Source organism: Allobosea sp. UC22_33, from assembly GCF_042700715.1.
Classification (GTDB): domain Bacteria; phylum Pseudomonadota; class Alphaproteobacteria; order Rhizobiales; family Beijerinckiaceae; genus Allobosea.
Genome location: NZ_CP170556.1, coordinates 1,462,460 through 1,485,224, shown reverse-complemented (window position 1 = coordinate 1,485,224; position 22,765 = coordinate 1,462,460). Strand labels below are relative to the sequence as shown.

The following is a 22,765-nucleotide window of genomic DNA, read 5'->3' as shown; positions in this document are numbered from 1 at the left end:
ACGCCGAACGAAAAGCAGATAGAGCGACGGGACGCCTGATGATCGTCGACGTTCACGAGAACGACATCGCGATGAAATCGGAGCTGGTGGCAGCGCTCTATGCCACGCCCGGAACGATCTTCATCGGCACCGTCACGGTCGCGGCGGTGATGGCGGCGAGCGCGCTGCTGACGGGCGGCGACATCGTGTTTCACGCCATGGCGGCGGTTATGGTCGCGATCGGCGTGTTCCGCTACCTGTCGCATCGCTATTACAAGGGCATCCACCTCGCCACGGCCACGGAAGGTCAGATCGGCACGCTGGAAAACCTGGCCATGGCCGGCGCCTGGTCGACCGCCTGCCTGATCTCGGGCTTCGGCTGCTATGCCATCCTGCGCTACACTTACGAGCCCGTCGCGGCGCTGGCGATCGCGCAGACGATCGGCTACCTCGCCGGCATTTCCGGGCGCAACAGCTCACGGCCGGTGATCACCCGCGTACAGGTTCTGGCGGCGGCGACGCCGTTCACGCTCGCCCTGCTCTGGACGCGCGACCCCGCCTATCTGGTGATCGGGCTCTCGGTCCTGCTCACCACCGTCCTGACCTTCTCGAGCGCCCAGGTGATCCACAAGATCTTCCTCGCCCGCCTGCGCACGATGCGCGAGCTGGAGCATCTGGCCGTCAACGACACGATCACCAGCCTCTATAACCGCCGCGGCTTCATGCGCGAGATCCGGCAGATGGCCGCTTCCGGCCGCCCGGTGACCCTGATCTCGATCGATATCGACCGTTTCAAGAGCATCAATGACAGCCTCGGCCACGATATCGGCGACGCGCTGCTGCAGGGCTTCAGCGAGACGCTGATCGCCGAGCTCGGCGTCGGCGACATCGCCGCGCGCACCGGCGGCGACGAGTTCATGGTCGCGACATCGCGCGATGCCGAGGGCGCGAGCGCGCTCGCCGCCCGCCTCGTCATGATGCTCGCCAGCCAGCGCGTCATCGGCGGGCGCCACGTCACCGCGACCGCCAGCATGGGCATCGCGCCCGCCGGCTGCGCCAGCTCGATCGACGAATCCCTGAAATGCGTCGACATCGCGCTCTATCGGGCCAAGCTCGACGGAAGGAATCGCTTCGTCATGTACACCGATGCCATCCGCAACGAGCATGAAGACGGCGTGGCGCTCGAAACGGAGCTGCGCGACGCGATCCGCCGCGGCGAATTCGAGCTGTATTTCCAACCGATCTACAACCCGCGCTCCGGCACCGCGACGATGGCGGAAGCGCTGCTGCGCTGGCGCCATCCGCGGCGCGGCATGGTCAGCCCGGCGGTCTTCATCCCGCTCGCCGAGCGGACCGGGTTGATCACCGTGCTCGGCTCCTGGGTTCTCGGCGAAGCGATCCGGGCCGCCCTATCCTGGCCGCGCAGCGTCGGCGTCAGCGTCAATGTCTCGGCCCGCCAGTTCGACCACGGCCACGATATCGTCGGCGTCGTCGAGGCGCTGCTCAGGATGAGCGGCATCGAGCCCCAGCGCCTGACGATCGAGATCACCGAGAGCTCGCTGATCGACGATGCCGACCATGTCGTCTCCCGCCTCGTCGCGCTGCGCGCGCTCGGCGTGCGGATCGCACTCGACGATTTCGGCACGGGTTATTCCTCGCTCAGCTATCTCGCGCATCTGCCGATCGACACGATCAAGATCGACCAGGCCTTCACCCAGGAGATCGGCACCTCGCGCAAGGCGGATTCGCTGATGAACGCGATCGCCCAGCTCGCGCACGATCTGAAGCTGCGCCTGATCGTCGAGGGCGTGGAGACGCAGGAGCAGCTCACCGTCATCGAGAAGCACGCCGTCCACGGCATTCAGGGCTATATTTTCGCCCGGCCGATGACAGCGGATGATTTGCTGCCCATGATCGGCAACCGTGTTCCCACGGGGCGGATGGGGTCGGCGCGTTCGCGCTCCGGCTCGCGCAAGCCAGGCCGCTTCAGTCAGGTCGCCTGATACGCCCCGGACGCAGACGACCGCGCGAGCCGGAGGCCTAGAGGCTGCTGATGCAACGCCCGAACTATCCGAGCGGGAAGGATCTGCTGAGCGCCGACGCCGTGTCGCGCTTCGATCTCGACGACATCATCGAACGCGCCCAGCGGCACCTGCACGAGGAGGAGCTGGAAAAGGCCGGCCTGCCCCTGCCCGAGCAGCCGCCCGCCCCGCGCCGCCGGCCGAAGGTGGTCGCCACCCTGTTCGACCAGCGCAGCACACGCACCCGGCTTGGCTTCCAGACCGCGGCCGCACGGCTCGGCCACCAATCGATCGACGCCTATGACACCGACCGCAGCCGCATGGGCACCGCGACCGGCGAGTCGATCGAGGACCATATCCACACGGTCGAGCTCTACAGCGACCTGCTGATCGTGCGCTCGCATCTGGAGGACATGCCCTATCGCGTCGGGCGGCTGAGCTACCTGCCGGTGATCAATGCCGGCAACGGCGCCGACGAGCATCCGACCCAGGCGCTGGTCGACATCTTCGCGATCCGGCAGATGCGCGGCCCGATCGAGACGCTCAGCATCGCCCTGTCCAGCGATTCGCGGGCCCGCTTCGCGATCTCCTTCGTGAAGATGCTGCGCCTTTCGCCGCCGAAGCGGTTCACGCTGTGCTGCCTGCCGGATACGCCGATCAACCCGGCGATGCGCGAGGCGATGACCGTGCTCGCCGATCTCGGCACGCAGGTCGGGCTCGTCCACGACATCCGCCATACGCTCGACCATGACGTGCTCAGCATCCAGATGCAGGACATGAGCAAATTCGCCCACGCCTCCCTTGGCAACGAAGCGGTCGACAAGGAAAAAGAGAGCGAGCCCTTCACCCTGACTGCCCGCAAGGTCCTCGACGCCCGTTCGGATACGCTGATCCTCAACCCTCTTCCGCGCTTCTCGGAGCTCGACACCTCATGCGACAGCCTTCCGAACGCAGGCTATTTCCGCCAGGTCCAGCTGTCCGTGCCGATGCGGATGGCCATCCTGGAGCGCATGCTGCTGGGCATCCCCTGGACGGGGCAGGCCGAAGGTTTCCCGCCTTCCTCGGGTGGATGAGCGCCTATCTGGCGTCCTATCTCGCGATCGCCATCTCCATCCGCCTTCTCGCCGGCTATCTCACCGTCATCGAGATCGGGCTCCTGCGCTCGGTCGGCAGCCTCGCCATCGCAGCCTCCGCCGTCTGGGCGGGCGGAGCCGAGCAGCGCCGCAACGTCGTGCCACCCAAGCTGCGCGAGGACGTCGTCCGCAGCGTCCTGCATCTCGTCGGTTCGCTCGCGCTGATCTGGAGCCTGGCGCATCTGCCGCTGGCGCTCGTCACCACCATCGAGTTCTCAGGCCCGCTCTTCGCGGCCGTGCTGCTGTTCCTGGTGCTGCGCCGCCGGCCCGGCATCGGGCCTGCGCTCGGCCTCGCCGTGCTCGCGACCGGGATCGGGCTGCTCGTGTTCAGGCTGGACGCAGTCCCCAACCACGACATCGCCATCGCCATCGGTGCCGTCGCGATCCTGACGACCACCAATCTGATGCTGGCGCGGCTCGCGGCCCAGCGCAGCACCTTGTCCATCGTGCTGCTTATGCACGCGATCCAGCTGCCGCTCTATCTGCTGCTCTGGTTCTTCGTGCCGGAACAATGGTCGCCGCCATCGCAGCCCTACCGGCTGGCCTTCGACCTTCCGGAACTGGCCGTGATCGGTGGCGCCGTGCTCGCGCTGATCGTCGGCGGCTTCGTCTCGCAGGCCGCGCTCGCCAACGCCTCGCGCCACGGTTCGGCGCTGCAGCTCTGCAGCGCCGATACCCTGCGCGTGCCGCTGATCACCTTCGCAGCCTATCTGCTGCTGGCGGAATTGCCGCCGGCGGAGCTGCTGCTTCCGGGCCTCTGGGTGCTCTGCGGCGTCGTCATCACCAGCCTGCCGGTTGCGGCCGTCGCAAAACTGCGCCCGGAACAGGCCGGGCGCGCTTGAACTCCGGTTTTAGAGTGCGATCTCGAAGATCACGTTGACCTGCGTCCGATAGCTGTTCTCGCCGCTGGCCAAAGGCACGGCGGCATCGCTGGCAGCCATGCGCACCGCGCCGCCATAGGGCATCGGGCGCGCCATGATGGACTGCTCCTCGATCGAGACGATCTTGCCGAGCTTGACGTCGGCCGCCTCGGCCAGGGTCTTCGCGCGCGCCACCGCATCGGCGACCGCACGCTTGCGCGCTTCGGTCAGGGTCGGCTTCATGTCGTCCTTGACGAAGGCGATGCCGCCGCCCTGGTTGACGCCGAGCCCGACCGCCTTGTCGAGAATGCCGCCAGCGTCCGCGAGATTGCGGACCCGGACGGTCAGCGCGTTGCTGACGCTGTAGCCCGCGATCTTCGGCTCGCCGCTGCGGTCCTTGGCCGGCTGGGCATAGCGCGGCTGGATGCTCAGGCCCGAGGTCTGGAGATCGCGCTCGGCGACGCCGGCTTCCTTCAGCGCGGCCAGCACCTGCTTCATCGCCTCGTTATTGGCGGTGAGCGCCGCGCGCGCCGTATCCGCCTCGCGCAAGACGCTGAGATTGAGGATCGCCATGTCCGGCGCGACATTCACCTCGCCCTCCCCGGTCACGCTGATGCGCGGGCTGGGACGCCGGCCGGCATCCTCCTGAGCCGTGGCGGACGTAACCGGCAACATCGCGGCAGCGATCAGAGCGGTTCCGGCCAAGGCGGGGACAAAGAGGTTAGACATCGTGACTCCTGAAAATTCCGCGGCCGAACGGCCGTAACGATGCCAAAGCGCCCGATGATGTCGAAATTATCACGGTGCGGGGGCGATCAGGGCGAGCTCCCCTGCTGACCCGGATCACCTCCTCCTCGCAACTGGCTATGTCCCGCAAGAATCAATCGTGACGGAGATTTAACTTTCGCACGGCGCTCGCACCTCTTAGATTAGAATAAATCTAATCTTTGGACGCCCCAATGACCCCATCTCCGATCCGCCCGATCGTTCCCGCCGCCTATGACGCGGTCTCCCGATCGCTTCACTGGAGCATGGCCGCGCTCATCGTGGTTGCCTTCGCTCTCGGCCTCACCGTCGATCTCTTTCCCAAAAGCTGGGATCATGCGCTTGTCGAGACCCACAAGGTCATCGGCACGGCGATCCTGCTCCTTCTGTTCGCTCGCTTCGGATGGCGCCTGACGCACCGGGCGCCGCCTCCGGAGGAAGGGCCGGCGCTCCTCGCTCTCACGGCACGGGCAGGCCATGCCGCGCTCTACCTCGCCATGCTGATCGTGCCCGTCCTCGGGCTGGTCTATGCGGTCAGGCGCGGACAAGGCCTGGATTTCGGCCTGTTCGCCTTGCCGCAACTCCAGGCGGCGGAGCCGCGCGCCGTGACGCGCCCGATCCGCACCTGGCACGAATGGGCCGCCTATGCGCTGATCGCGCTCGCGTGCCTCCACGCCGTCGCCGCATGCTGGCACCATTTCATCCGCAAGGACGGTGTCTTGCGGCGCATGTTGCCGGATTCGTCCCGGGCCTCGCTCTAAGGCCCCTGGCTATTCTTCCACCAGCCGGCGCGCGATCACCTGCGCCTGGATCTCGGCCGCGCCCTCGAAGATGTTGAGGATGCGGGCGTCGCAGAGCACGCGGCTCACCGGATATTCCAGCGCGAAGCCGTTGCCGCCATGGATCTGCAGGGCGTTGTCGGCCGCCGCCCAGGCGACGCGGGCGCCGAGCAGCTTGGCCATGCCGGCCTCGAGGTCACAGCGCCGGTCGGCATCTTTCTCGCGGGCGGCGAAATAGGTGAGCTGGCGGGCGATCAGGATCTCGGCCGCCATCATAGCGAGCTTGTCGGCGACGCGCGGGAAGGCGATCAGCGGCTTGCCGAACTGGATTCTTTCCTGCGCATAGCGCAAACCGAGATCGAAGGCCGATTGCGCGACGCCGATGGCGCGGGCCGCCGTCTGGATGCGGGCCGCCTCGAAGGTTTGCATCAGCTGCTTGAAGCCCTGGCCGGGCACGCCGCCGAGCAGGTTTTCAGCCTTGACCTCGAAGCCGTCGAAGGCGAGCTCGTATTCCTTCATGCCGCGATAGCCGAGCACCTCGATCTCGCCGCCAGTGAGCCCTTCGACCGGGAAGGGATCGGCATCGCTGCCGCGCGGCTTCTCCGCGATCAGCATAGAGAGACCTTTGTAGCCGGGCTCGGACGGGTCGGTGCGCACCAGCAGCGTCATGATGTCGGCGCGGACGGGGTGGGTGATCCAGGTCTTGTTGCCGTGGACCTTCCAGACATCGCCCTCCTTCACCGCCTTGGTGCGCAGCGAGGCGAGGTCGGAGCCGGTATTGGGCTCGGTGAAGACGGCAGTCGGCAGAACCTCGCCCGAGGCGATCTTCGGCAGCCAATGCTCCTTCTGCTCGGGCGTGCCGCCGCAGAGGATCAGCTCGGCCGCGATCTCCGAGCGGGTGCCGAGCGAGCCGACGCCGATATAGCCGCGCGAGAGCTCCTCCGAGACCACGCACATCGAGACCTTCGACAGCCCCATGCCGCCGAATTCCTCGGGGATGGTCAGGCCGAAGACGCCGAGCTCGGCCATCTTCTCGACGACCGGCATCGGGATGTATTCGTTCTCCAGGTGCCATTCATGGGCATGCGGCGTGACCTCGGCGGCGCAGAAGCGGCGCATTTCCGAGCGGATCGCCTCCAGCGTCTCGTCGAGGCCGGTATCGCCGATGCTGGCGGCGCCCTGGTCCTGGCTGAACAGCGCGACGAAGCGGGCGCGGTTCTCCGGGGTGTTGCCCTCGGCGATCAGGGCCTCGGCAGCATCCGAGCAGGCAGCGGCGACCGCCTTCTGCGACAGGCCGAGCGCCGGCAGGCGGAGAATCTCGCCCTGGCTCATCGGGATGCCGCCGAAGATCTGGGCGGCATATTCGCCGGCGCCGATGCGGAGCGCATAGTCCTCGACGGCGCCGTAGCGGCCTTCGGCCTCGAGGCGCTCGCCATAGGCCTTGAGCTCGCGGAGAGCCGTGACATAGGTCGCGAGCCAGGACAGGCCGTGGGCGGCGTGCTGCTCGGCCTCCAGCCGTGCCGAGGAGATCCGGCCGTCGACCAGAACCTTCTGCCGCACTGCGGCAACGGCCTCCTGGAACAGGGTCTCGAAACCCGGGAGCGCCGCTGCGATCAATTCGATCGCATTCGTGCGATTCTCAGCCTTTGCGGCCGTATTGGCAGACATTTCTTCGACCCTCCCTTTGTTGCGACGCAGCATAAGGGGAGATCGCGGGAAACCGAAACCCTCCTTTTTGGGGAGAAGCCTATTTCCGGCTGGCGAGCACGACGCCGAGGATCGTCACGGCCATGCCGCCGATCTGGAGCGGGGTCAGCGTCTCCCCGAAGAGCAGCCATGCCTCGACCGCAACGAGGGCCGGGACGAGATAGAGGAAGGTGACGATGCGCGAGACCTCGCCGCGCCGGAGCATGTAGAAGTAAAGCCCGATGCCTCCCAGCGAGAGCACGACGGCCGACCAGGCGAGGACCAGCCACATGGTCAGGTTCCACTCGATCCGCATCGGCTCGAAGGCATAGGCGAAGGGCAGGACGACGAGGCAGGCCGCGACATACTGGATCGCCGTCACCGTCCGCAGATCGCCGGTGGAGAGATGCGTCTTCTGATAGAACGAGCCGAAGGTCACCGAGAACATGCCGATCACGTTGATCAGGATCGGGCCGAGGACGCCCCAGAGCGCGGCCGGCTGAACGCCCGCGAGTTGCGGCTCCAGCACCAGCGCGATGCCGATGAAGCCGCAGAGGATGCCGAGCCAACGGATCGGAGAAATGCGCTCCCCCAGAAGGGCCGGTGCGAAGAGTGCCGTCAGGACCGGCTGCAGGCCGGCGATGAGGCCGGAAATACCGGCCGGCAGGCCATGGCGCACCGCCCACCAGACGCCGCCGAGATAGATGCCATGCAGCAGGATGCCGGAGATCGCGGCATTGCGCAGCGCGCGCCAGCCGCGCGGCCAGGGCGCGCCCGTCGCCAACGCCAGCAAGGAAACGATGAGCGCCGCACAGGCGAAGCGTACGACCAAGAAGGTCAGCGCATCGGCGTAGCGGGCCGAATAACCCGCGACCACCCAGCCCGAGGACCAGAGCAAGGTGAAGATGAGCGGTATCGCGCGCAGGATGAGAGGCGAGGACATCGGAACCCGGAACCGCTGGACCCTGCCGTCTCTAACGCCGATCGACGGCCACAGACAGAGCGCCAACGCGCCTTGCCCATGCTCCCATCGTCGATGCGGGGTTCAATCGCGATCCGGCGCTCCCGGCGGGAACAGCTCGCGGAAGGGTCTCGCCTCCTCGACGGCGCGCGCGAAGGACGGCCGCGCCAACAGGCGAGCCCGATAGGCGCGCAGGTTGACGAAGGCCTCGTCGATTTCGTGGACCCAGTCGGCATAGAACAGGGACGGCGCGGCCGCGCAATCGGCGAGGCCGAAGGCATCGCCGCAGGCCCATTGCCGCCCGGCGAGGGCACCGTCGAGCCAGCGATAGGCGTCATCCAGCTGCCCGCGCGCTCTGGTAACGCCAAAGGGGTCGCGGTCGTCGGCCGGACGCAGATGATCGAAGACGATCGCCTGCATCGGCGTCATCACGTAGTTGTCGAAGACGCGGTCCATCATCCGCACCGCCAGCGCCTGCTTGGCGTCGGCCGGCACCAGTCGGGCCGCCCCCGGATGAAACAGGTCGAGATGCTCGATGATGACGCTCGATTCGAAGACGGGCGTCTCGCCATCGACGAGCACTGGCATCTTCTTCATCGGCCAGAGCCTGGCCAAGTCGGCGCCGGCTTCGGGATCGTCCAGGCCAAGCCGGCGATAGGCGAAGGGCGTCGCGTTCTCATAGAGCGCCACGATGACCTTCTGACAATAGGACGAAAACGGGTGAGCGTAGAGCGTGAGCGACACGGGCTCCTCCTGCGCGAGTCTGGGCTGCTCCCTGCATACGCAAACCGATTGCATATTGCAATCGGTTATCATCCCGATCCGCGCGCCTCCAGCAGCGGAACAAGACGGCCCGCCGCAATCCTTAACAAAAACCGTCTCTCGCCCTTCCGCATCGTCAACCAATCCTCAACGCACCGCGCGCAATGTCGCGTTTGATCGAAAAAACCTCACGATGCCGCACGCTTCTCACCCTTCTCCCACCGCCAGCGCAGAGCTGCTGAACAGCGAGCACGAAGGCTTCGTCACCTTCGCGCAAAACGCGCTCGCCTCCGCGATCCTGAACTTTGCGGCGGTGGTTGCCGTGGCAGCCCTGCTGTGGCGGCCCGATCGCGCGCCTGTTCTGGTCGGCTGGGTTGGGATGACGCTGGCCTATTCGCTGTCGATGGGCCTCGACATTGCCGCCTGGCGCAGCCGCTTGTACGAGCGCTCGCCCTGGCCGATGCGGATCGTGCATCTGCGCGCGCCGATACTCGGGCTGATCTGGGGCGCCCTGCCCTGGGTCGCGGGCGCGACCCTCGATCCGCGGGAGAACATCGCGATCGGCCTCGTCATCACCGGCATGATCGCCAGCGGCATGACGCGCTTCGTCGTCGTGCCGCGCGCAGCCCTGACTTACGGCCTCACGCTCGGCGTGACATGCGTTCTGGCCTTCGCCCAGCATTCCCTCGAGATCGCGGCAACGGCAGCGGTGCTGCTCGCGCTCTATCTCGTCTTCATGACCCGCCACGTCACGGCCTATGGCAAGACGCTGGCGGAGGCGGTGCGCGGCCGCAACGCCGCGACCGAGAGCAGCCGGGAGCGCGCCCAGCTCCAGCATAGCGCGCTCGCCGAGCGCGACGAGACAAGCCGCCGGCATCACGAACTGATGGAGATCGTGGCCGCCTTCCGCCAATCGATGGCGGGTTTCCAGGATGTCGTCGGACGTGAGACCCAGGGCATCGCCGCCAGCGCTGCCTCGCTCTCCGTGACGGCGGCAACGACCGCCAGCCAGGCCGGGGCCGCACGCAACGCCGCTGCGAGCGCCACCGGCGAGATCGACGCCATCGCCGCGAGTACCGGCCATCTCAACGACGCGATCACCCTGATCGGCGAGCGGACCTATCGTGCCGGGACTGTGATCAGCGATACCGTTTCGATCAGCGCGACCGCCATGAGCGACATCGCCCAGCTCTCAAGCGTGATGCAGGGCATCGCCGGCATCGTCGAGATGATCCAGGCGATCGCCGGACGAACCAACCTGCTCGCCCTGAACGCGACGATCGAGGCGGCCCGCGCCGGGGAGGCCGGGCGCGGCTTCTCCGTCGTCGCCGCCGAGGTCAAGGGCCTGGCCGCACAGACCACGGCCGCGAGCAACGAGATCATCACCAAGATCGGCGCGATCGGCGCCTCGGCCACCAATGTGACGCGGTCGATCGAGGCGATCCGCCAGGCCGTGCTCGACGTCCACGACGTCACGCATGCCATCGTTTCCGCCGTCGAGGAGCAGCGGGCCGCGACCGCCGCCATGTCGAGCAATATCGACTCCGCCGCGGACCACAGCCGGCAGGCGACCGAGCGCGTCGAGCAGGCCTACGGCGCCGTCGGCGAGACCAAGACCGAGATCGAGAAGGCCCGGCAGGCGGCCGAGATCATGGCCCAAGTGGCGGGCTCCCTGACCACGTCGGTCGACGCCTTCCTGCATCGCATGGAAGCGGTGAACGCGCGCGAGCGAGCCGCCTGAGCGAGCAGGTGCTGCCGCACGCAAGGCAGTGATTCAGCGCCGTGTCCGGCATCGGATTTTACGCAGAAACGCGCCGTCATCCCGGGCTTGCCCCGGGATCCATCGTAAAGCGCGGTGCCCTATGATGGATCCCGGATCGGCGCCGCTTCGCGGCTTGTCCGGGATGACGGCGCGTTTCCGAGAAAATGGAGCAGGCCTCAGCCCGCCAGAGCCTCGGCGACATCCTCATAAGTCCGGAGGCCCGTGCGCGGCGCGTAGACCAGCACCGACATGTTGCCCGGCGCGTGCTCGTTCTTCCACATCTTGTGATGGGCGAGCGGGATCTTGTCCCAGGGGAAGACCTCGGACATGCAGGGGTCGATGCGGCGGTCGATGACGAACTGGTTGGCGGCGCTGGCCTGCTTGAGATGGGCGAAATGCGAGCCCTGCACACGCTTCTGCCGCATCCAGACATAGCGGGCGTCGAAGGTGATGTTGAAGCCCGAGGTGCCCGCGCAGAACACCACCATGCCGCCGCGCTTGGCGACGAGGCAGGAGACCGGGAAGGTGGCCTCGCCCGGATGCTCGAAGACGATGTCGACATCCTTCTTGCCGGTGATGTCCCAGATCGCCTTGCCGAACTTGCGGGCCTCCTTGGTCCACTCGTTGTATTCGGGCGAGTTGACCTTGGGCATCTGGCCCCAGCAGTTGAAATCCTTGCGGTTGATCACGCCTTTGGCGCCGAGGCCGAGAACATAGTCGCGCTTGGTCTCGTCGGAGATCACGCCGATGGCGTTGGCGCCGGAGGCCGCGCAGAGCTGGACGCCGAATACCCCGAGGCCGCCCGAGGCGCCCCAGACCAGCACGTTGTCGCCGGGCTTGATGGTGTGGGGGGCATGGCCGAACAGCATGCGGTAGGCGGTGGCCAGCGTCAGCGTGTAGCAGGCGGCCTCCTCCCAGGCGAGGTGCTTCGGCTTGTGCATGAGCTGGCGCGACTGCACGCGGCAGAACTGGGCGAAGGAGCCGTCCGGCGTCTCGTAGCCCCAGATGCGCTGGGTCGACGAGAACATCGGGTCGCCGCCGTTGCACTCCTCGTCGTCGCCGTCATCCTGGTTGCAGTGGACGATGACCTCATCGCCGACCTTCCAGCGCTTCACCTTGGAGCCCACGGCCCAGACGATGCCCGAGGCATCGGAGCCGGCGACATGGAAGGGCGCCTTATGAACGTCGAAGGGCGAGATCGGCTGGCCGAGGCCGGCCCAGATGCCGTTGTAGTTGACGCCGCCGGCCATCACGAGGAGCAGGACCTCCTCCTCGCCGATCGACCAGGTCGGCAGGACCTCGACCTGGAACGAGTCCTGCGGCGCGCCATGGCGCTCGCGCCGGATCGCCCAGGCATACATCTTCTCAGGGACGTGACCGAGCGGCGGCAGTTCATCGAGCTCGTAGAGATCCTTGAGCGGCTTCACGGCGGCCTGCGACTTCGACATGGTCGTCTCCCTGCTCTCTTCCGTCGTTGCCCAGCCCGGAGCTTGTCGGCGGTATGGGACGCCGATCATGCACCATATGCTGCGCTGCGCCATTAACCTAAGGAATCACGCCGCAGCGCAAAACACTTTCTTTCCGGCGCTTGCGCTTTCTTCATCGTTTTCCGCGATGCTGGCTTTCCTTGCGGCACCGAGGAGGAACGATGCCCGGTCTGCTGAAGATCGTCGGCCTGCCCGATATGCCCCTGCTGTCCGCGATCATCATCATGGTGATGATCTGGCTCAGCGCCCTTTTGATCGGCTGGCTCGCCGACCTGCTGCTCGACGACGGCGGTTTCGGCGTGATGTTCAACGCCGGCATCGTGCTTGTCGGTGCCTTCGCCGGCGCCTGGCTCTGGCACCGCTACGGCATCCCGACGCGCTTTCCGGCCGAGATCCTGCGCGCCGCGATCGCGACGGGCTCCGGCCTGCTGCTGCTGATCGGGATGGCCGTCATCCGGCCGTAAGCATCATTTCGCGGGCGCGGCGGCGAAGCTGTTGAGGTATTTCATCCCTGTATCGCACATCAGCGTGACGATGGTCGCGCCGGGGCCGAGGCGATCGGCCAGGCGCAGAGCCGCCGTGATATTGCCGCCGGTCGAAGTCCCCGCGAACAGTCCCTCTTCCCGCGCCAGGCGCAGCGCCATCGCCGTCGCTTCGGCCGTCGAAACCGGCTCGATCGCATCGACGAGGTCGGGCCGCCAGAGCGGCACGACATAGCCAGCCCCGACGCCGTCGATCTTGTGCGCACCCGTCGGGCCGCCGGAGAGCACGGCGGATTCGGCCGGCTCGACCGCCATCAAGGCGATCTTCGGATCGCGCCGGAGCAGTGCCTCCCCGGTCCCCCGCAGCGATGCCGCCGTGCCGACGCTCTGCACGAAGGCGTCGATGCGGCCGCCGGTCTGCTCCCAGATCTCGTCCGCCAGCCGGTCATAGGCCGCGAGCTGGTCCGTGTTGCGCATCTGGTCGGTCCAGAAGGCGCCCATCTCGGACGCGATGACGCGGGCGGCCTCGATCATGTCCTTCGTCAGCTTCTCGGTCATGCGGCCGGATTCTGAGGGGATTATCGTCAGCTCCGCACCAAGCAGACGCATATGGGTGAGCTTCTCGCGGGCGAAGGCGTCCGACGTGACGATATGCAGGCGATAGCCCTTCACCGCGCAGACCTGCGCGAGCGAAACGCCGGTGCTGCCGCCGGTATATTCGACGACATTGCCGCCCGGCTTGAGCCGCCCATCGCGCTCGGCCGCCTCGATCATCGCAAGGGCCATGCGGTCCTTCATGCTGCCGGTCGGGTTCTCGCTCTCGATCTTCAGCAGGATGCGCGCGCCGTTCGCCGGCACGACGCGGCGCAGCGGCAGAAGCGTGGTGCCGCCGATGCGGCTCAGAATGTCGATGGGCATGGCGGATCCTCGGAAGGAATTTAGATGCATATGCAATCATTGCATCTACATGTAAATTCCGATTCGCCATGAAAGAGACAAGCGGATTGCGGGAAGAGGTGCGCAGGCTCGCGGCCAGCTGCGTAGGCTTGACCGTCCGGCAAGCGGCGCGGCGGGTGACCCAGGTCTATGACGAGGCCTTGCAGGCGAGCGGGCTGAGCGTCGCGCAGCTCGGCCTCCTTGCAGTGATCGCCACGAACGAGGATGACCGCATGGCCGCGCTTGCCGAGCGGGCCGGTCTCGACCCCTCGACGCTGTCACGGAACTTGCGGGCGCTCGAACGCGACGCGCTGATCGAGATCGCGACGGTCGAGAAGGACCTGCGCCGCCGCGCCGTCTGGCTGACCGAAAGCGGGGTCCGGCGACTGCAGGCGGCGCTTCCTGCCTGGCAGGACGCACAAAACCGGGTGGCCGAGGTCTTACCGGCCGATCTTCTGCAGCAGCTTCTGGCGGCGAACGCCTCGCTCGCCGTGTCGAAAGGTGCAGGCTAGGCCCGGCCCCCGCGGCTGGCGGCGAGCATGTAGTTCACATCCATGTCGCGCGCGGCGCTCCAACGGCCGGTCAGCGGGTTGAAGACCACACCCGTCTGCGTGCCGATCGTGAAGCCGTTGCCTTCGATGGCGCCGCCGAGCTCGGCCGGCGTCACGAATTTCTCCCAGTCATGCGTGCCCTTCGGCAGCCAGCGCAGGACATACTCGGCGCCGACGATGGCGAGCGCATAGGATTTCAGCGTGCGGTTGAGTGTCGCCATCACCAGGAGCCCGTCCGGCTTCACCGCGGCGCAGCAGGCCGCGATGAACGCCTCGACATCGGCGACATGCTCGACGACCTCCATCGCGAGCACGATGTCGAAGCGCTTGCCGGATTCCACGACCGCCTCGATCGTCTCCTCGCGATAATCGATTGCAAGGCCGCTCTTCTCGGCATGGGCGCGTGCGACAGCGATGTTGGTCGGCGCCGGATCGAGGCCCGTGACCTCCGCGCCCAGCCTTGAAAGCGGCTCGGAGAGCACGCCGCCGCCGCAGCCGATATCGACCAGGCTCAGGCCGTCGAGGGCGCGCATCCGTTTCGGATCGCGCCCGAAATGGGCGCAGGCCTCGTCGCGGACGAAGGCGAGCCGGACCGGATTGAACTTGTGCAGGACGGCCATGGGGCCTTTCGGATCCCACCAGTCGCGGGCGATCGCATCGAAGCGGGCGACCTCGGACGGGTCGATCGTCGAGCCTGTGCGCTGGGTCGCAGCCGCCATGAACCGGTCCTTCGCTTATGCGATGCCGCATTGACACCGCGCCTGTCGCCCGTCATCTACACCCGCCCCGCTGCAAGCGCGAGGGCGACCTTTCGACCCGGCTCCGGCCGGGACAGCTATCGAAAAGACCGTCATGGCCCGTCTGGTGATGAAATTCGGCGGCACCTCTGTCGCCACTGTCGAGCGGATCAAGAACGCGGCGCGCCACGTCAAACGCGAGTTCGACGCCGGCCACGAGGTCGCGGTCGTGGTCTCCGCGATGTCGGGCAAGACCAACGAGCTCGTCGGCTGGTGCAAGGAAGCGGCGCCGATGTTCGACCAGGCCGAGTACGACACCGTCGTCGCCTCGGGCGAACAGGTCACCTCCGGCCTGATGGCGATCGTCCTCCAGGAGATGGGCATGCCCGCGCGCTCCTGGCAGGGCTGGCAGATCCCGCTCTACGGCTCGGACGCGCATGGCTCGGCCCGGATCGAAAGCGTCGACGGCGCCGGCATCCTGGCGGGTTTCGACCGCAACCGCGAGATCGCGGTCTGCTCCGGCTTCCAGGGCATGAACCCGCGCACGCACCGCATCGTCACGCTCGGCCGCGGCGGCTCGGACACCAGCGCGGTCGCGCTCGCCGCCGGCCTCAAGGCCGATCGCTGCGACATCTACACCGATGTCGACGGCGTCTACACCACCGACCCGCGCGTGGTGCCCAAGGCCCGGCGCATGGACAAGGTCTCCTTCGAGGAAATGCTCGAAATGGCCTCGCTCGGCTCCAAGGTGCTGCAGGTGCGCTCGGTCGAGATCGCCATGACCCAGCGCGTGCCGACCTATGTGCGCTCCTCCTTCGACGACCCCGAAAACCCCAATCCTGGCACCCTCATCTGCGACGAGGACGACATCGTGGAACAGCAGATCGTCACCGGCATCGCCTTCTCCCGGGACGAAGCCCAGATCACCCTCCGCCGCGTGGCCGACAAGCCCGGCGTCGCCGCGGCGATCTTCGGCCCGCTCGCCGATGCCAATATCAATGTCGACATGATCATTCAGGTCGTCTCGGACGATCAGGCGACGACCGACATCACCTTCACGGTGCCGACCGCCGATTACGAGCGCGCCCGCACGCTGCTCGAGAGCAAGCACGACACGATCTCCTACCAGGAGATCCAGGGCGCGACCGACGTGGTGAAGATCTCGGCGATCGGCGTCGGCATGCGCTCGCATGCGGGCGTCGCGGCGCGCGCCTTCCGGGCTCTGGCCGAGAAGGGCATCAACATCCGCGCGATCACCACCTCCGAGATCAAGTTCTCGGTGCTGATCGACTCGGCCTATACCGAGCTCGCGGTGCGCACGCTGCACTCGCTTTACGGGCTCGACGCGGCCTGAGAAGGCCGGCTGCGGCATGATGGAGCCTTGATCTTTGCCGCCATGCGGAAAAGATCGCCTTCATCTTGGCCGGAGACAGCAATGAGCGAGGCAGGACCGGTCTGGCTCTACGACGGGGTCTGCGTACTCTGCTCCGGCGGTGTCCAATACACGCTGAAGCACGAGCGCGATCAACGCATGCGCTTCATCGCGATCCAGTCGCTTGCAGGGCGCCAACTCGCCCGCGACCACGGCATCGATCCGGACGATCCCGAGAGCTTCCTGTTCGTCGAGAAGGGCCGTGCCCTCGCGAAATCCGATGGCGTCCTCGCGCTGCTGAAGCATCTGCACGGGCCGGCGCGGATACTGCTTGTCGGACACCTCCTGCCAAAGCCAGCGCGTGACTGGCTCTACGAGCGCGTCGCTCGCAACCGCTATCGCATTTTTGGCCGCAAGAGCCATTGCGAACTGCCGGCGCCGGAACAGCGCCACCGCTTCACACTGCCGGAAGCCTGATGGAACGCCACCGTGTCCTGCTGATCGGCGCCACCGGCGTGTTCGGACAGCGGCTCGCCCGCCATCTCGCACTCACGGAGGAGCTGGAGCTTTTCCTGTCCTCGCGCGATGCCGACAAGGCCGCGCATCTCGCCCGCGGGCTCGTGACCGCCGCGGGTACGACGGCGACGGGCATCGGCCTCGATCACCACAACGACCTCGCCGAGCGGCTGGCCGCAATCGCCCCCTGGCTGGTGATCGACGCATCCGGTCCGTTCCAGAGCGCGGGTTACGGCGTTCCGCGCGCCGCGCTCGAAGCCGGCGCCCATGTCGTCGACCTTGCCGATGCGCGTGATTACATCCTCGGTTATGGCGCAGCCCTGAACGAACTTGCGCGTTCGAAAGGCCTCGTGGCGCTAGCAGGCGCGAGCTCCACGCCAGCCCTCTCGGTCGCCGCCACGATGGAGCTCATCCGCGGCTGGGCGCGGGTCGATACGATCGAGATCGCGATCGCACCAGGTGGGCGAAGTCCTGTGGGCGAGGCGGTCATCGCAGCAATCCTGAGCTATGTCGGGCGCCCCATCCCAATTTGGCGGGAAGGCGAGCTCCAGGACACGACAGGCTGGCTCGACAGCCGCGTCGCGGCCATGCCGTGCCTACGGCGGCAGCGTGTCGCCGCGGTCGAGACGGTCGATGCCCAATGGCTCGGCCCTAGCCTTGGCGTCACCTCGCATGTCGCGTTCCGCGCCGGGCTGGAATCTCCCATTGAGCAATGGGGCCTCATGCTGCTGGCGCGCTTGCGCCAGGCCGGCCTCGTCGGAGAACTTCACAAGCTGATCCCTGCCCTCCTCGCCGCACGCCGCCTGACGCGCCTGCCGACCTCGAATCGTGGCGGCATGCTGGTCCGCGTCACCGGCCTGGATGATCAGGCACTTCTGCGGCATTCGCACTGGTCCCTGGTCGCTGAGCGTGGCGACGGCCCGCAGGTTCCGACGCTGGGGGCCGCAGCCGCCTTGCGGGCGCTTCTGGGTGGCGCTCTCGAACCGGGGGCGAGACCGGGGGCCGACGCCATCCCGCTCGGCTGGATCGAAGCCGAGATGGCGCCCTACGCGATCACCACGCAGGTCGAGAGCGTGGCACACGGCCCTGCGATCATCCGAAAGGCCTTGGGCGAGGCTGCCTTTGCCGCGCTGCCAGAGCCACTCAGGCATTTCCACAGCGCCGAGGGCGTACCGGTCTGGCGTGGTCGAGCCCGGATCGCGAATGGAGGAAATCGCGTCGCTCGATTGCTGCGCTGGATCATCGGTCTGCCGGCCGCCAGCGCGGACGTGCCCGTCACGGTCAGTGTCGAGCGGCTCGTCGGCAAACACGGCCCAACCGAAATCTGGACTCGTAATTTCGACGGGCGGCGCTTCTCGTCGCAGCTCGACCTGGACCCGCAGGGCTGCCTGCGCGAACGCTTCGGCCCGACGGCCTTCCGCCTCGGCCTCACAGCACGCGACGGCCAAATCCATCTGCCCGTGCTGGCAGCGCAGCTATTCAGGCTGCCTCTGCCCCACTTCCTGCTGCCACGCTCGGAGGCCGTCGAAAGCCTCGACGACGAAGGGCGCTTCACCTTCGACGTAAAGCTGACGCTGCCCTTCTTCGGCCTGCTGGTGCACTATTCCGGCTGGCTGGTGCCGAAGGCCGGAACCGGTCCGATCACTCCGCCGGATGCGTGACCGGCGGCGGCGTGTGCTTCGTGCCGCGGACATAGCTGCCGAGCTTCACCAGCCCTTCCGAGAGCCTGTCCATGTAGAGGAAGAGGACGGGCGTGATGAACAGCGTCAGCACCTGAGAGATCATCAAGCCGCCGACCACGGCGATGCCGAGCGGCTGACGGAGTTCGGCGCTCGCGCCCGCGCCGAGCGCGATCGGCAAGGTGCCCATCAGCGCCGCCAGCGTCGTCATCAGGATCGGCCGGAAACGCATCACGCAAGCCTTGTGGATCGCTTCCTGCGCCGACATGCCTTCGCGCCTGAGCACCAGCGCCACGTCGATCATCATGATCGCGTTCTTCTTGACGATGCCGATCAGCATCAGCAGCCCGATGATCGCGATGACCGAGAGTTCGAGATCGAAGAGCCTGAGCGCCCCTAGCGCCCCGACAGCCGCCGACGGCAGACCGGTCAGGATGGTCAGCGGGTGGATGAAGCTCTCGTAGAGAATGCCGAGCACGATGTAGATCGTCAGGATGGCACCCGCGATCAGCAGGCCCTGGTTGGCGAGTGAATCCTGGAAGGTCTTGGCGGTGCCGGCGAGCGTGGTCGAGATCGACTTCGGCAAGCCGAGCTCATCCTTGATCGCCTCGATGCGGGTGACGCTGTCGCCGAGCGCGACGCCGGCCGGCAGGTTGTAGGAGATCGTCACCGCCGGCAGCTGACCGAGCTGATTGACCGTGAGCTGGCCGGCCGTGCGCTCGATCCGGGCGATGGCGCCGAGCGGCACCAGCGTGCCGGACTTGGTACGCACGCGGATGGCGTTCAGCCGCTCGGGCGTCCAGTGCTCATTCGGGTTGAATTCGACGACGACATTGTAGCTGTCGCCGGCGGTGTAGATCGTCGAAACCTGCCGGACGCCGAAGCCGGAATAGAGCGTCGAGCGCAAGATGTCGGAGCCGATGCCGAGCGCATTGGCCTTGTCGCGATCGACGATGACGGTCGCCTGCAGGGCGTTGTCCTGCAGGTCCGTGGTGACGTCGACGAAGGCCGAGCGGTCGCGGCTCATCGCATCGGCCAGGCGCACCGCCCAGCCGTTCATCTGCTGCTGGTCGAGCCCCTGCACGACGAGCTGATACTGGCTCTTGGAGGAGCGCGCGCCGATGCGCAGGTTCTGCACGGGCGTCATATAGGTGCTGATGCCCGCCACCTGGGCGAGATCGCGCCGGAGCGAGGCCAGCACGGCATCGATCTTCGGCCGTTCGTCGAGCGGCTTCAATTCGACGAAGAGGCGGCCGGCATTGAGCGCACTGCCGCCGCCGCCATTGCCGCCGACGGTCGAGGCGACATGCGCGACATAGGGAGACTTGCGGAAGACCTCGGCCACCGCGGCCTGCAGCTTCTGCATCGCGTCAAAGGAGATGTCCTGCCGCGCCTCGGTCGAGACCTGGAGCTGGCCGATATCCTCCTGCGGGAAGAAGCCCTTCGGCGCGCTCTGGAGCAGCCAGACGCTGCCGGCCATGGTCAGGAAGAAGGCTATGAGCATCAGCGGCTGGAAGCGCAGGCAGAATTTCAAACCCGCGTCATAGCCCGCGAGAAGCTTGTCGAAGCCCTTCTCCAGCCAGCGGCCGAGCGCGTTCTCCTGATGGTGCTCGGAATAGCCCGAGAGCAGGCGCGAGCAGAGCATCGGCGTCAGCGTCAGCGAGACGAAGGCCGAGGCGAGGATCGAGACCGTCACCACAACCGCGAACTCGTTGAAGATGCGGCCGATGACGCCGCCCATCAGCAGCACGGGGATGAAGACCGCGACCAGCGAGAGCGAGATCGAGATGATGGTGAAGCCGATCTCGCCTGCGCCCTTCAACGAGGCCTCGAAGGCGGAGAGCCCGTCCTCCTCCATGTGGCGGACGATGTTCTCGAGCATGACGATGGCGTCGTCGACGACGAGGCCGACCGAGAGCGTGAGCCCGAGCAGCGAGATGTTGTCGATCGAGAAATTCAGCAGGTACATCACCGCCAGCGTGGCGATGATCGAGATCGGCACCGCGACCGCCGGGATGAAGGTCGCGGCCACCCGGCGCAGGAAGACGAAGATCACCATGATGACGAGCGCGATGGTCAAGAGCAGCGTGAACTGCACGTCCTCCACGGCCTGGCGGATCGAGGTCGAGCGGTCGTTGAGCAGCGAGAGCGAGGCTGCAGCCGGGAGTTGATCCTCGAAGGCCGGGATCATCGCCTTGACGCGGTCGACCACCTCGACGGTGTTGGCGTCGGGCTGGCGCTGCACGGCGAGCACGATGGCCGGCGTGCCGTCATAGGTGCTGCGGGTCTGGGTGTTTTCGACGGAGTCGATCACCTTGGCGACGTCGCCGAGCCGAACCGGCTTGCCCGAGCGCGTGGTGATGATGACATTCGCAAACTGGGCGGCATCGGCGAGCTGCGTCTTCGCCTGGATGGTGAGCTGCTGGGCCGTGTTCTGGATGGTGCCGACCGGCGTATTGGCGTTGGTCGCCGTGATCGCAGCCTGCAATTCATCGAGGCCAATGCCGCGCGCGGCCAGCGCCGTCGGGTCGATCTGGATGCGCACGGCGTATTTCTGGCTGCCCCAGATCAGCACCTGCGCGACGCCGTCGACGGTGGAGAGCGCCGGGGAGATCACCTGCTGGGCGAAGGCATCGAGCTGCGACAGCGGCACGACATCGCTCTTCAGCGCCATCAGGATGATCGGCGCATCGGCCGGGTTCACCTTGCGGTAGCTCGGCTGCGTCGTCATCTCGACCGGCAATTGCCGCTGCGTGCGGGCGATTGCGGCCTGCACGTCGGCCGCGGCGGCGTCGATGTCGCGGTTCAGCACGAACTGGATCGCGATCGAGGTCGAGCCCTGCGAGTTGGTGGTCGAGATGGAGTCGATGCCGGCGATGGTGCCGAACTGCTTGATCAATGGCGTCGCGACCGAGGTCGCCATGGTGTCGGGCGAGGCGCCCGGCAATTGCGCGGAGACGTTGACGACCGGGAACTCGGCGCGCGGCAGCGCCGCGACCGGGAGGAAGCGGTATGCGAACAGCCCCGCCAGCACCAGCGAGACCGACATCAGGATGGTCGCGACGGGATGGCGGATGCAGAAACCGGAGACGTTCATGAGCGTGCGCCTTCCGCAACCGGCGTCGCCTGCACCGGCTTCTCGCCGGTCGCCGCGCGCTCGCGCACCCTGGTGCCCTGCTTCAGCCGCATCTGCCCGTCGGTGACGACGCGCTCGCCCGGTGCGATGCCCTCGGTCACCGCCGTCCGCTCGCCATCGCTGAGCGCGACCTTGATCTGGCGGAGATCGACCGTGGAATCCGGCTTCACCACGAAGGCATAGGGGCCCTTCTGGCCGGTCTGCACCGCGACCGTCGGGATCACGGTGACGCCCGTCAGCGTCTCCGGGATGATCTCGACATCGACATATTGCCCGGGCCAGAGGCTCAGGTCGTCATTGGCGAAGGCTGCCTTGGCCGTGATCGTGCCGGAGGTGATGTCGACGGTCGAATCGACGAAATTGAGCCTGCCCTCGGTGGCCGTGCGGGCGGCATTCGGCACCCGCGCAGTCACCGGCACCGGCTTCGCGGCGGCAAGCGCTCCTTGCAGGGTCGGCAACTCGCTCTCCGGCATCGCGAAGGAGACGCGCAGGGGCTTCATCTGCGTGATGGTGAGCAGGCCCGTGCCGCTGCTGTTGGCGCTCGCGTTGACGAGATTGCCCGGCGTGACCTGCACGGCGCCCACGCGTCCATCGATCGGCGCGGTGATGCGCGTATAGCTCAGCCTGAGCCGATCGGCATCGAGCGTCGCATGATCGCCCTGGATGGTGGCGGCCGAAATCCTCTCGTCGGCCGTCGCCTGGTCGACCTGCTGCTGGGTTCCGGCATTGCGGGCGAAAAGCTGCTTGTAGCGATCGAGATCGGCGAGGTTGCGGGTATGGGTCGCCTCGTCGCGCGCCAGCATCGCCTCGTCCTTGGCGATCTGGGCCTTGATGTCGCGATCGTCGAGCGTGAAGAGCAGGTCGCCGGCCTTGACGAACTGCCCGTCGGTGACGTGCTGCGCCGTGATCTGGCTGTCGATGCGGGAACGCACGAGCACGCTCGCCGGCGTCTCGACGAAGCCGATGGCGCGTTTGCGCACCGGGAAATCGGCCTGGACCGACGCGGCCGTGACGACCGCGACCGGAGCGCCCTCGCCACGCCGGCTGCTGGCCGTGCGCGCGGCCTCAGGGCTGCGCGCATGCCAATACCAGGCCCCGCCGGCTGCAAGGCCGAGGGCAACAACGCCGATGATCAATCCTGAACGCTTCATTGTCTGTCCA

At 66.9% G+C, this 22,765-nt stretch carries 19 protein-coding genes; 10 read left to right on the top strand and 9 right to left on the bottom strand.

Features of this window, described 5'->3' with window-relative positions; genetic code table 11:
- Window positions 1-38: 38 nt before the first annotated feature.
- From ACFJGT_RS07105 to ACFJGT_RS07095, 3 genes are read left to right on the top strand one after another with little or no spacing between them, the layout of a single operon-like run.
- Complete coding sequence (locus tag ACFJGT_RS07105; protein WP_377847287.1) at window positions 39-1,982, top strand: putative bifunctional diguanylate cyclase/phosphodiesterase; 1,944 nt, start codon at window positions 39-41, stop codon at window positions 1,980-1,982.
- 50 nt (window positions 1,983-2,032) lie between these two features.
- A complete protein-coding gene (locus ACFJGT_RS07100; protein ID WP_377847285.1) occupies window positions 2,033-3,073 on the top strand; it encodes a hypothetical protein in 1,041 nt (346 codons plus the stop codon).
- Window positions 3,070-3,975 (top strand): hypothetical protein, encoded by a 906-nt coding sequence (locus ACFJGT_RS07095; RefSeq protein WP_377847283.1) that lies wholly within the window; start codon window positions 3,070-3,072, stop codon window positions 3,973-3,975. The genes ACFJGT_RS07100 and ACFJGT_RS07095 overlap by 4 nt, the downstream gene beginning before the upstream one ends.
- A gap of 9 nt (window positions 3,976-3,984) precedes the next feature.
- Here ACFJGT_RS07095 and ACFJGT_RS07090 read toward each other — a convergent pair whose 3' ends face one another.
- On the bottom strand, window positions 3,985-4,722 hold the full coding sequence (locus ACFJGT_RS07090; RefSeq protein WP_377847281.1) for an SIMPL domain-containing protein: 738 nt from the start codon (window positions 4,720-4,722) through the stop codon (window positions 3,985-3,987).
- Between the two features lie 230 nt (window positions 4,723-4,952).
- On the opposite strand from ACFJGT_RS07090, the gene ACFJGT_RS07085 reads away from it, so the two are divergent.
- Window positions 4,953-5,519, top strand: a complete 567-nt coding sequence (locus ACFJGT_RS07085) for a cytochrome b (protein WP_377847279.1) — start codon at window positions 4,953-4,955, stop codon at window positions 5,517-5,519.
- Between the two features lie 9 nt (window positions 5,520-5,528).
- Here the strand turns inward: ACFJGT_RS07085 and ACFJGT_RS07080 are convergent, their stop codons facing one another.
- From ACFJGT_RS07080 to ACFJGT_RS07070, 3 genes are all read right to left on the bottom strand, one after another.
- A complete protein-coding gene (locus ACFJGT_RS07080; protein WP_377847277.1) occupies window positions 5,529-7,205 on the bottom strand; it encodes an acyl-CoA dehydrogenase family protein in 1,677 nt (558 codons plus the stop codon).
- A gap of 79 nt (window positions 7,206-7,284) precedes the next feature.
- Entirely contained in the window at window positions 7,285-8,166 is an 882-nt protein-coding gene (locus ACFJGT_RS07075) for a DMT family transporter (RefSeq protein WP_377847275.1), read from the bottom strand.
- Between the two features lie 102 nt (window positions 8,167-8,268).
- Window positions 8,269-8,928: a glutathione S-transferase family protein gene (locus ACFJGT_RS07070; RefSeq protein ID WP_377847273.1), complete on the bottom strand. Its 660-nt coding sequence runs from the start codon at window positions 8,926-8,928 to the stop codon at window positions 8,269-8,271.
- Here ACFJGT_RS07070 and ACFJGT_RS07065 point away from each other — a divergent pair.
- Window positions 8,918-10,687: a methyl-accepting chemotaxis protein gene (locus tag ACFJGT_RS07065; protein WP_377847271.1), complete on the top strand. Its 1,770-nt coding sequence runs from the start codon at window positions 8,918-8,920 to the stop codon at window positions 10,685-10,687. The two genes, ACFJGT_RS07070 and ACFJGT_RS07065, sit on opposite strands and share 11 nt — an antisense overlap.
- 197 nt (window positions 10,688-10,884) lie before the next feature.
- Here ACFJGT_RS07065 and ccrA read toward each other — a convergent pair whose 3' ends face one another.
- Window positions 10,885-12,156, bottom strand: coding sequence for a crotonyl-CoA carboxylase/reductase (ccrA, locus tag ACFJGT_RS07060; RefSeq protein ID WP_377847268.1), 1,272 nt, complete (start codon window positions 12,154-12,156; stop codon window positions 10,885-10,887).
- A 200-nt stretch (window positions 12,157-12,356) separates the two neighbouring features.
- Between ccrA and ACFJGT_RS07055 the strand changes: the two genes are divergently transcribed.
- Window positions 12,357-12,659 carry a GlsB/YeaQ/YmgE family stress response membrane protein gene (locus ACFJGT_RS07055; protein ID WP_377847266.1) on the top strand — a complete coding sequence of 101 codons (303 nt, stop codon included), beginning with the start codon at window positions 12,357-12,359 and terminating at the stop codon, window positions 12,657-12,659.
- A gap of 3 nt (window positions 12,660-12,662) precedes the next feature.
- On the opposite strand, the gene ACFJGT_RS07050 is transcribed toward ACFJGT_RS07055, so the two are convergent.
- Complete coding sequence (locus tag ACFJGT_RS07050) at window positions 12,663-13,595, bottom strand: PLP-dependent cysteine synthase family protein (protein ID WP_377847265.1); 933 nt, start codon at window positions 13,593-13,595, stop codon at window positions 12,663-12,665.
- Window positions 13,596-13,681: 86 nt separating this feature from the next.
- On the opposite strand from ACFJGT_RS07050, the gene ACFJGT_RS07045 reads away from it, so the two are divergent.
- Complete coding sequence (locus ACFJGT_RS07045) at window positions 13,682-14,125, top strand: MarR family winged helix-turn-helix transcriptional regulator (RefSeq protein ID WP_377847263.1); 444 nt, start codon at window positions 13,682-13,684, stop codon at window positions 14,123-14,125.
- Here ACFJGT_RS07045 and ubiG read toward each other — a convergent pair.
- Complete coding sequence (ubiG, locus tag ACFJGT_RS07040) at window positions 14,122-14,883, bottom strand: bifunctional 2-polyprenyl-6-hydroxyphenol methylase/3-demethylubiquinol 3-O-methyltransferase UbiG (protein WP_377847261.1); 762 nt, start codon at window positions 14,881-14,883, stop codon at window positions 14,122-14,124. The genes ACFJGT_RS07045 and ubiG overlap by 4 nt on opposite strands.
- 133 nt (window positions 14,884-15,016) lie before the next feature.
- On the opposite strand from ubiG, the gene ACFJGT_RS07035 reads away from it, so the two are divergent.
- The 3 genes from ACFJGT_RS07035 to ACFJGT_RS07025 all read left to right on the top strand — a co-directional run bounded on the left by ACFJGT_RS07035 (window position 15,017) and on the right by ACFJGT_RS07025 (window position 18,450).
- Window positions 15,017-16,255 carry an aspartate kinase gene (locus ACFJGT_RS07035; RefSeq protein WP_377847259.1) on the top strand — a complete coding sequence of 413 codons (1,239 nt, stop codon included), beginning with the start codon at window positions 15,017-15,019 and terminating at the stop codon, window positions 16,253-16,255.
- 81 nt (window positions 16,256-16,336) lie between these two features.
- Complete coding sequence (locus ACFJGT_RS07030; RefSeq protein WP_377847257.1) at window positions 16,337-16,750, top strand: thiol-disulfide oxidoreductase DCC family protein; 414 nt, start codon at window positions 16,337-16,339, stop codon at window positions 16,748-16,750.
- Complete coding sequence (locus tag ACFJGT_RS07025; RefSeq protein ID WP_377847255.1) at window positions 16,750-18,450, top strand: DUF4166 domain-containing protein; 1,701 nt, start codon at window positions 16,750-16,752, stop codon at window positions 18,448-18,450. The genes ACFJGT_RS07030 and ACFJGT_RS07025 overlap by 1 nt, the downstream gene beginning before the upstream one ends.
- On the opposite strand, the gene ACFJGT_RS07020 is transcribed toward ACFJGT_RS07025, so the two are convergent.
- Both ACFJGT_RS07020 and ACFJGT_RS07015 read right to left on the bottom strand, forming a co-directional pair.
- Window positions 18,431-21,565 carry an efflux RND transporter permease subunit gene (locus ACFJGT_RS07020; RefSeq protein WP_377847253.1) on the bottom strand — a complete coding sequence of 1,045 codons (3,135 nt, stop codon included), beginning with the start codon at window positions 21,563-21,565 and terminating at the stop codon, window positions 18,431-18,433. The genes ACFJGT_RS07025 and ACFJGT_RS07020 overlap by 20 nt on opposite strands.
- Window positions 21,562-22,755 carry an efflux RND transporter periplasmic adaptor subunit gene (locus tag ACFJGT_RS07015; RefSeq protein WP_377847251.1) on the bottom strand — a complete coding sequence of 398 codons (1,194 nt, stop codon included), beginning with the start codon at window positions 22,753-22,755 and terminating at the stop codon, window positions 21,562-21,564. Before ACFJGT_RS07015 ends, ACFJGT_RS07020 begins: the two co-directional genes overlap by 4 nt.
- Window positions 22,756-22,765 lie beyond the last annotated feature (10 nt).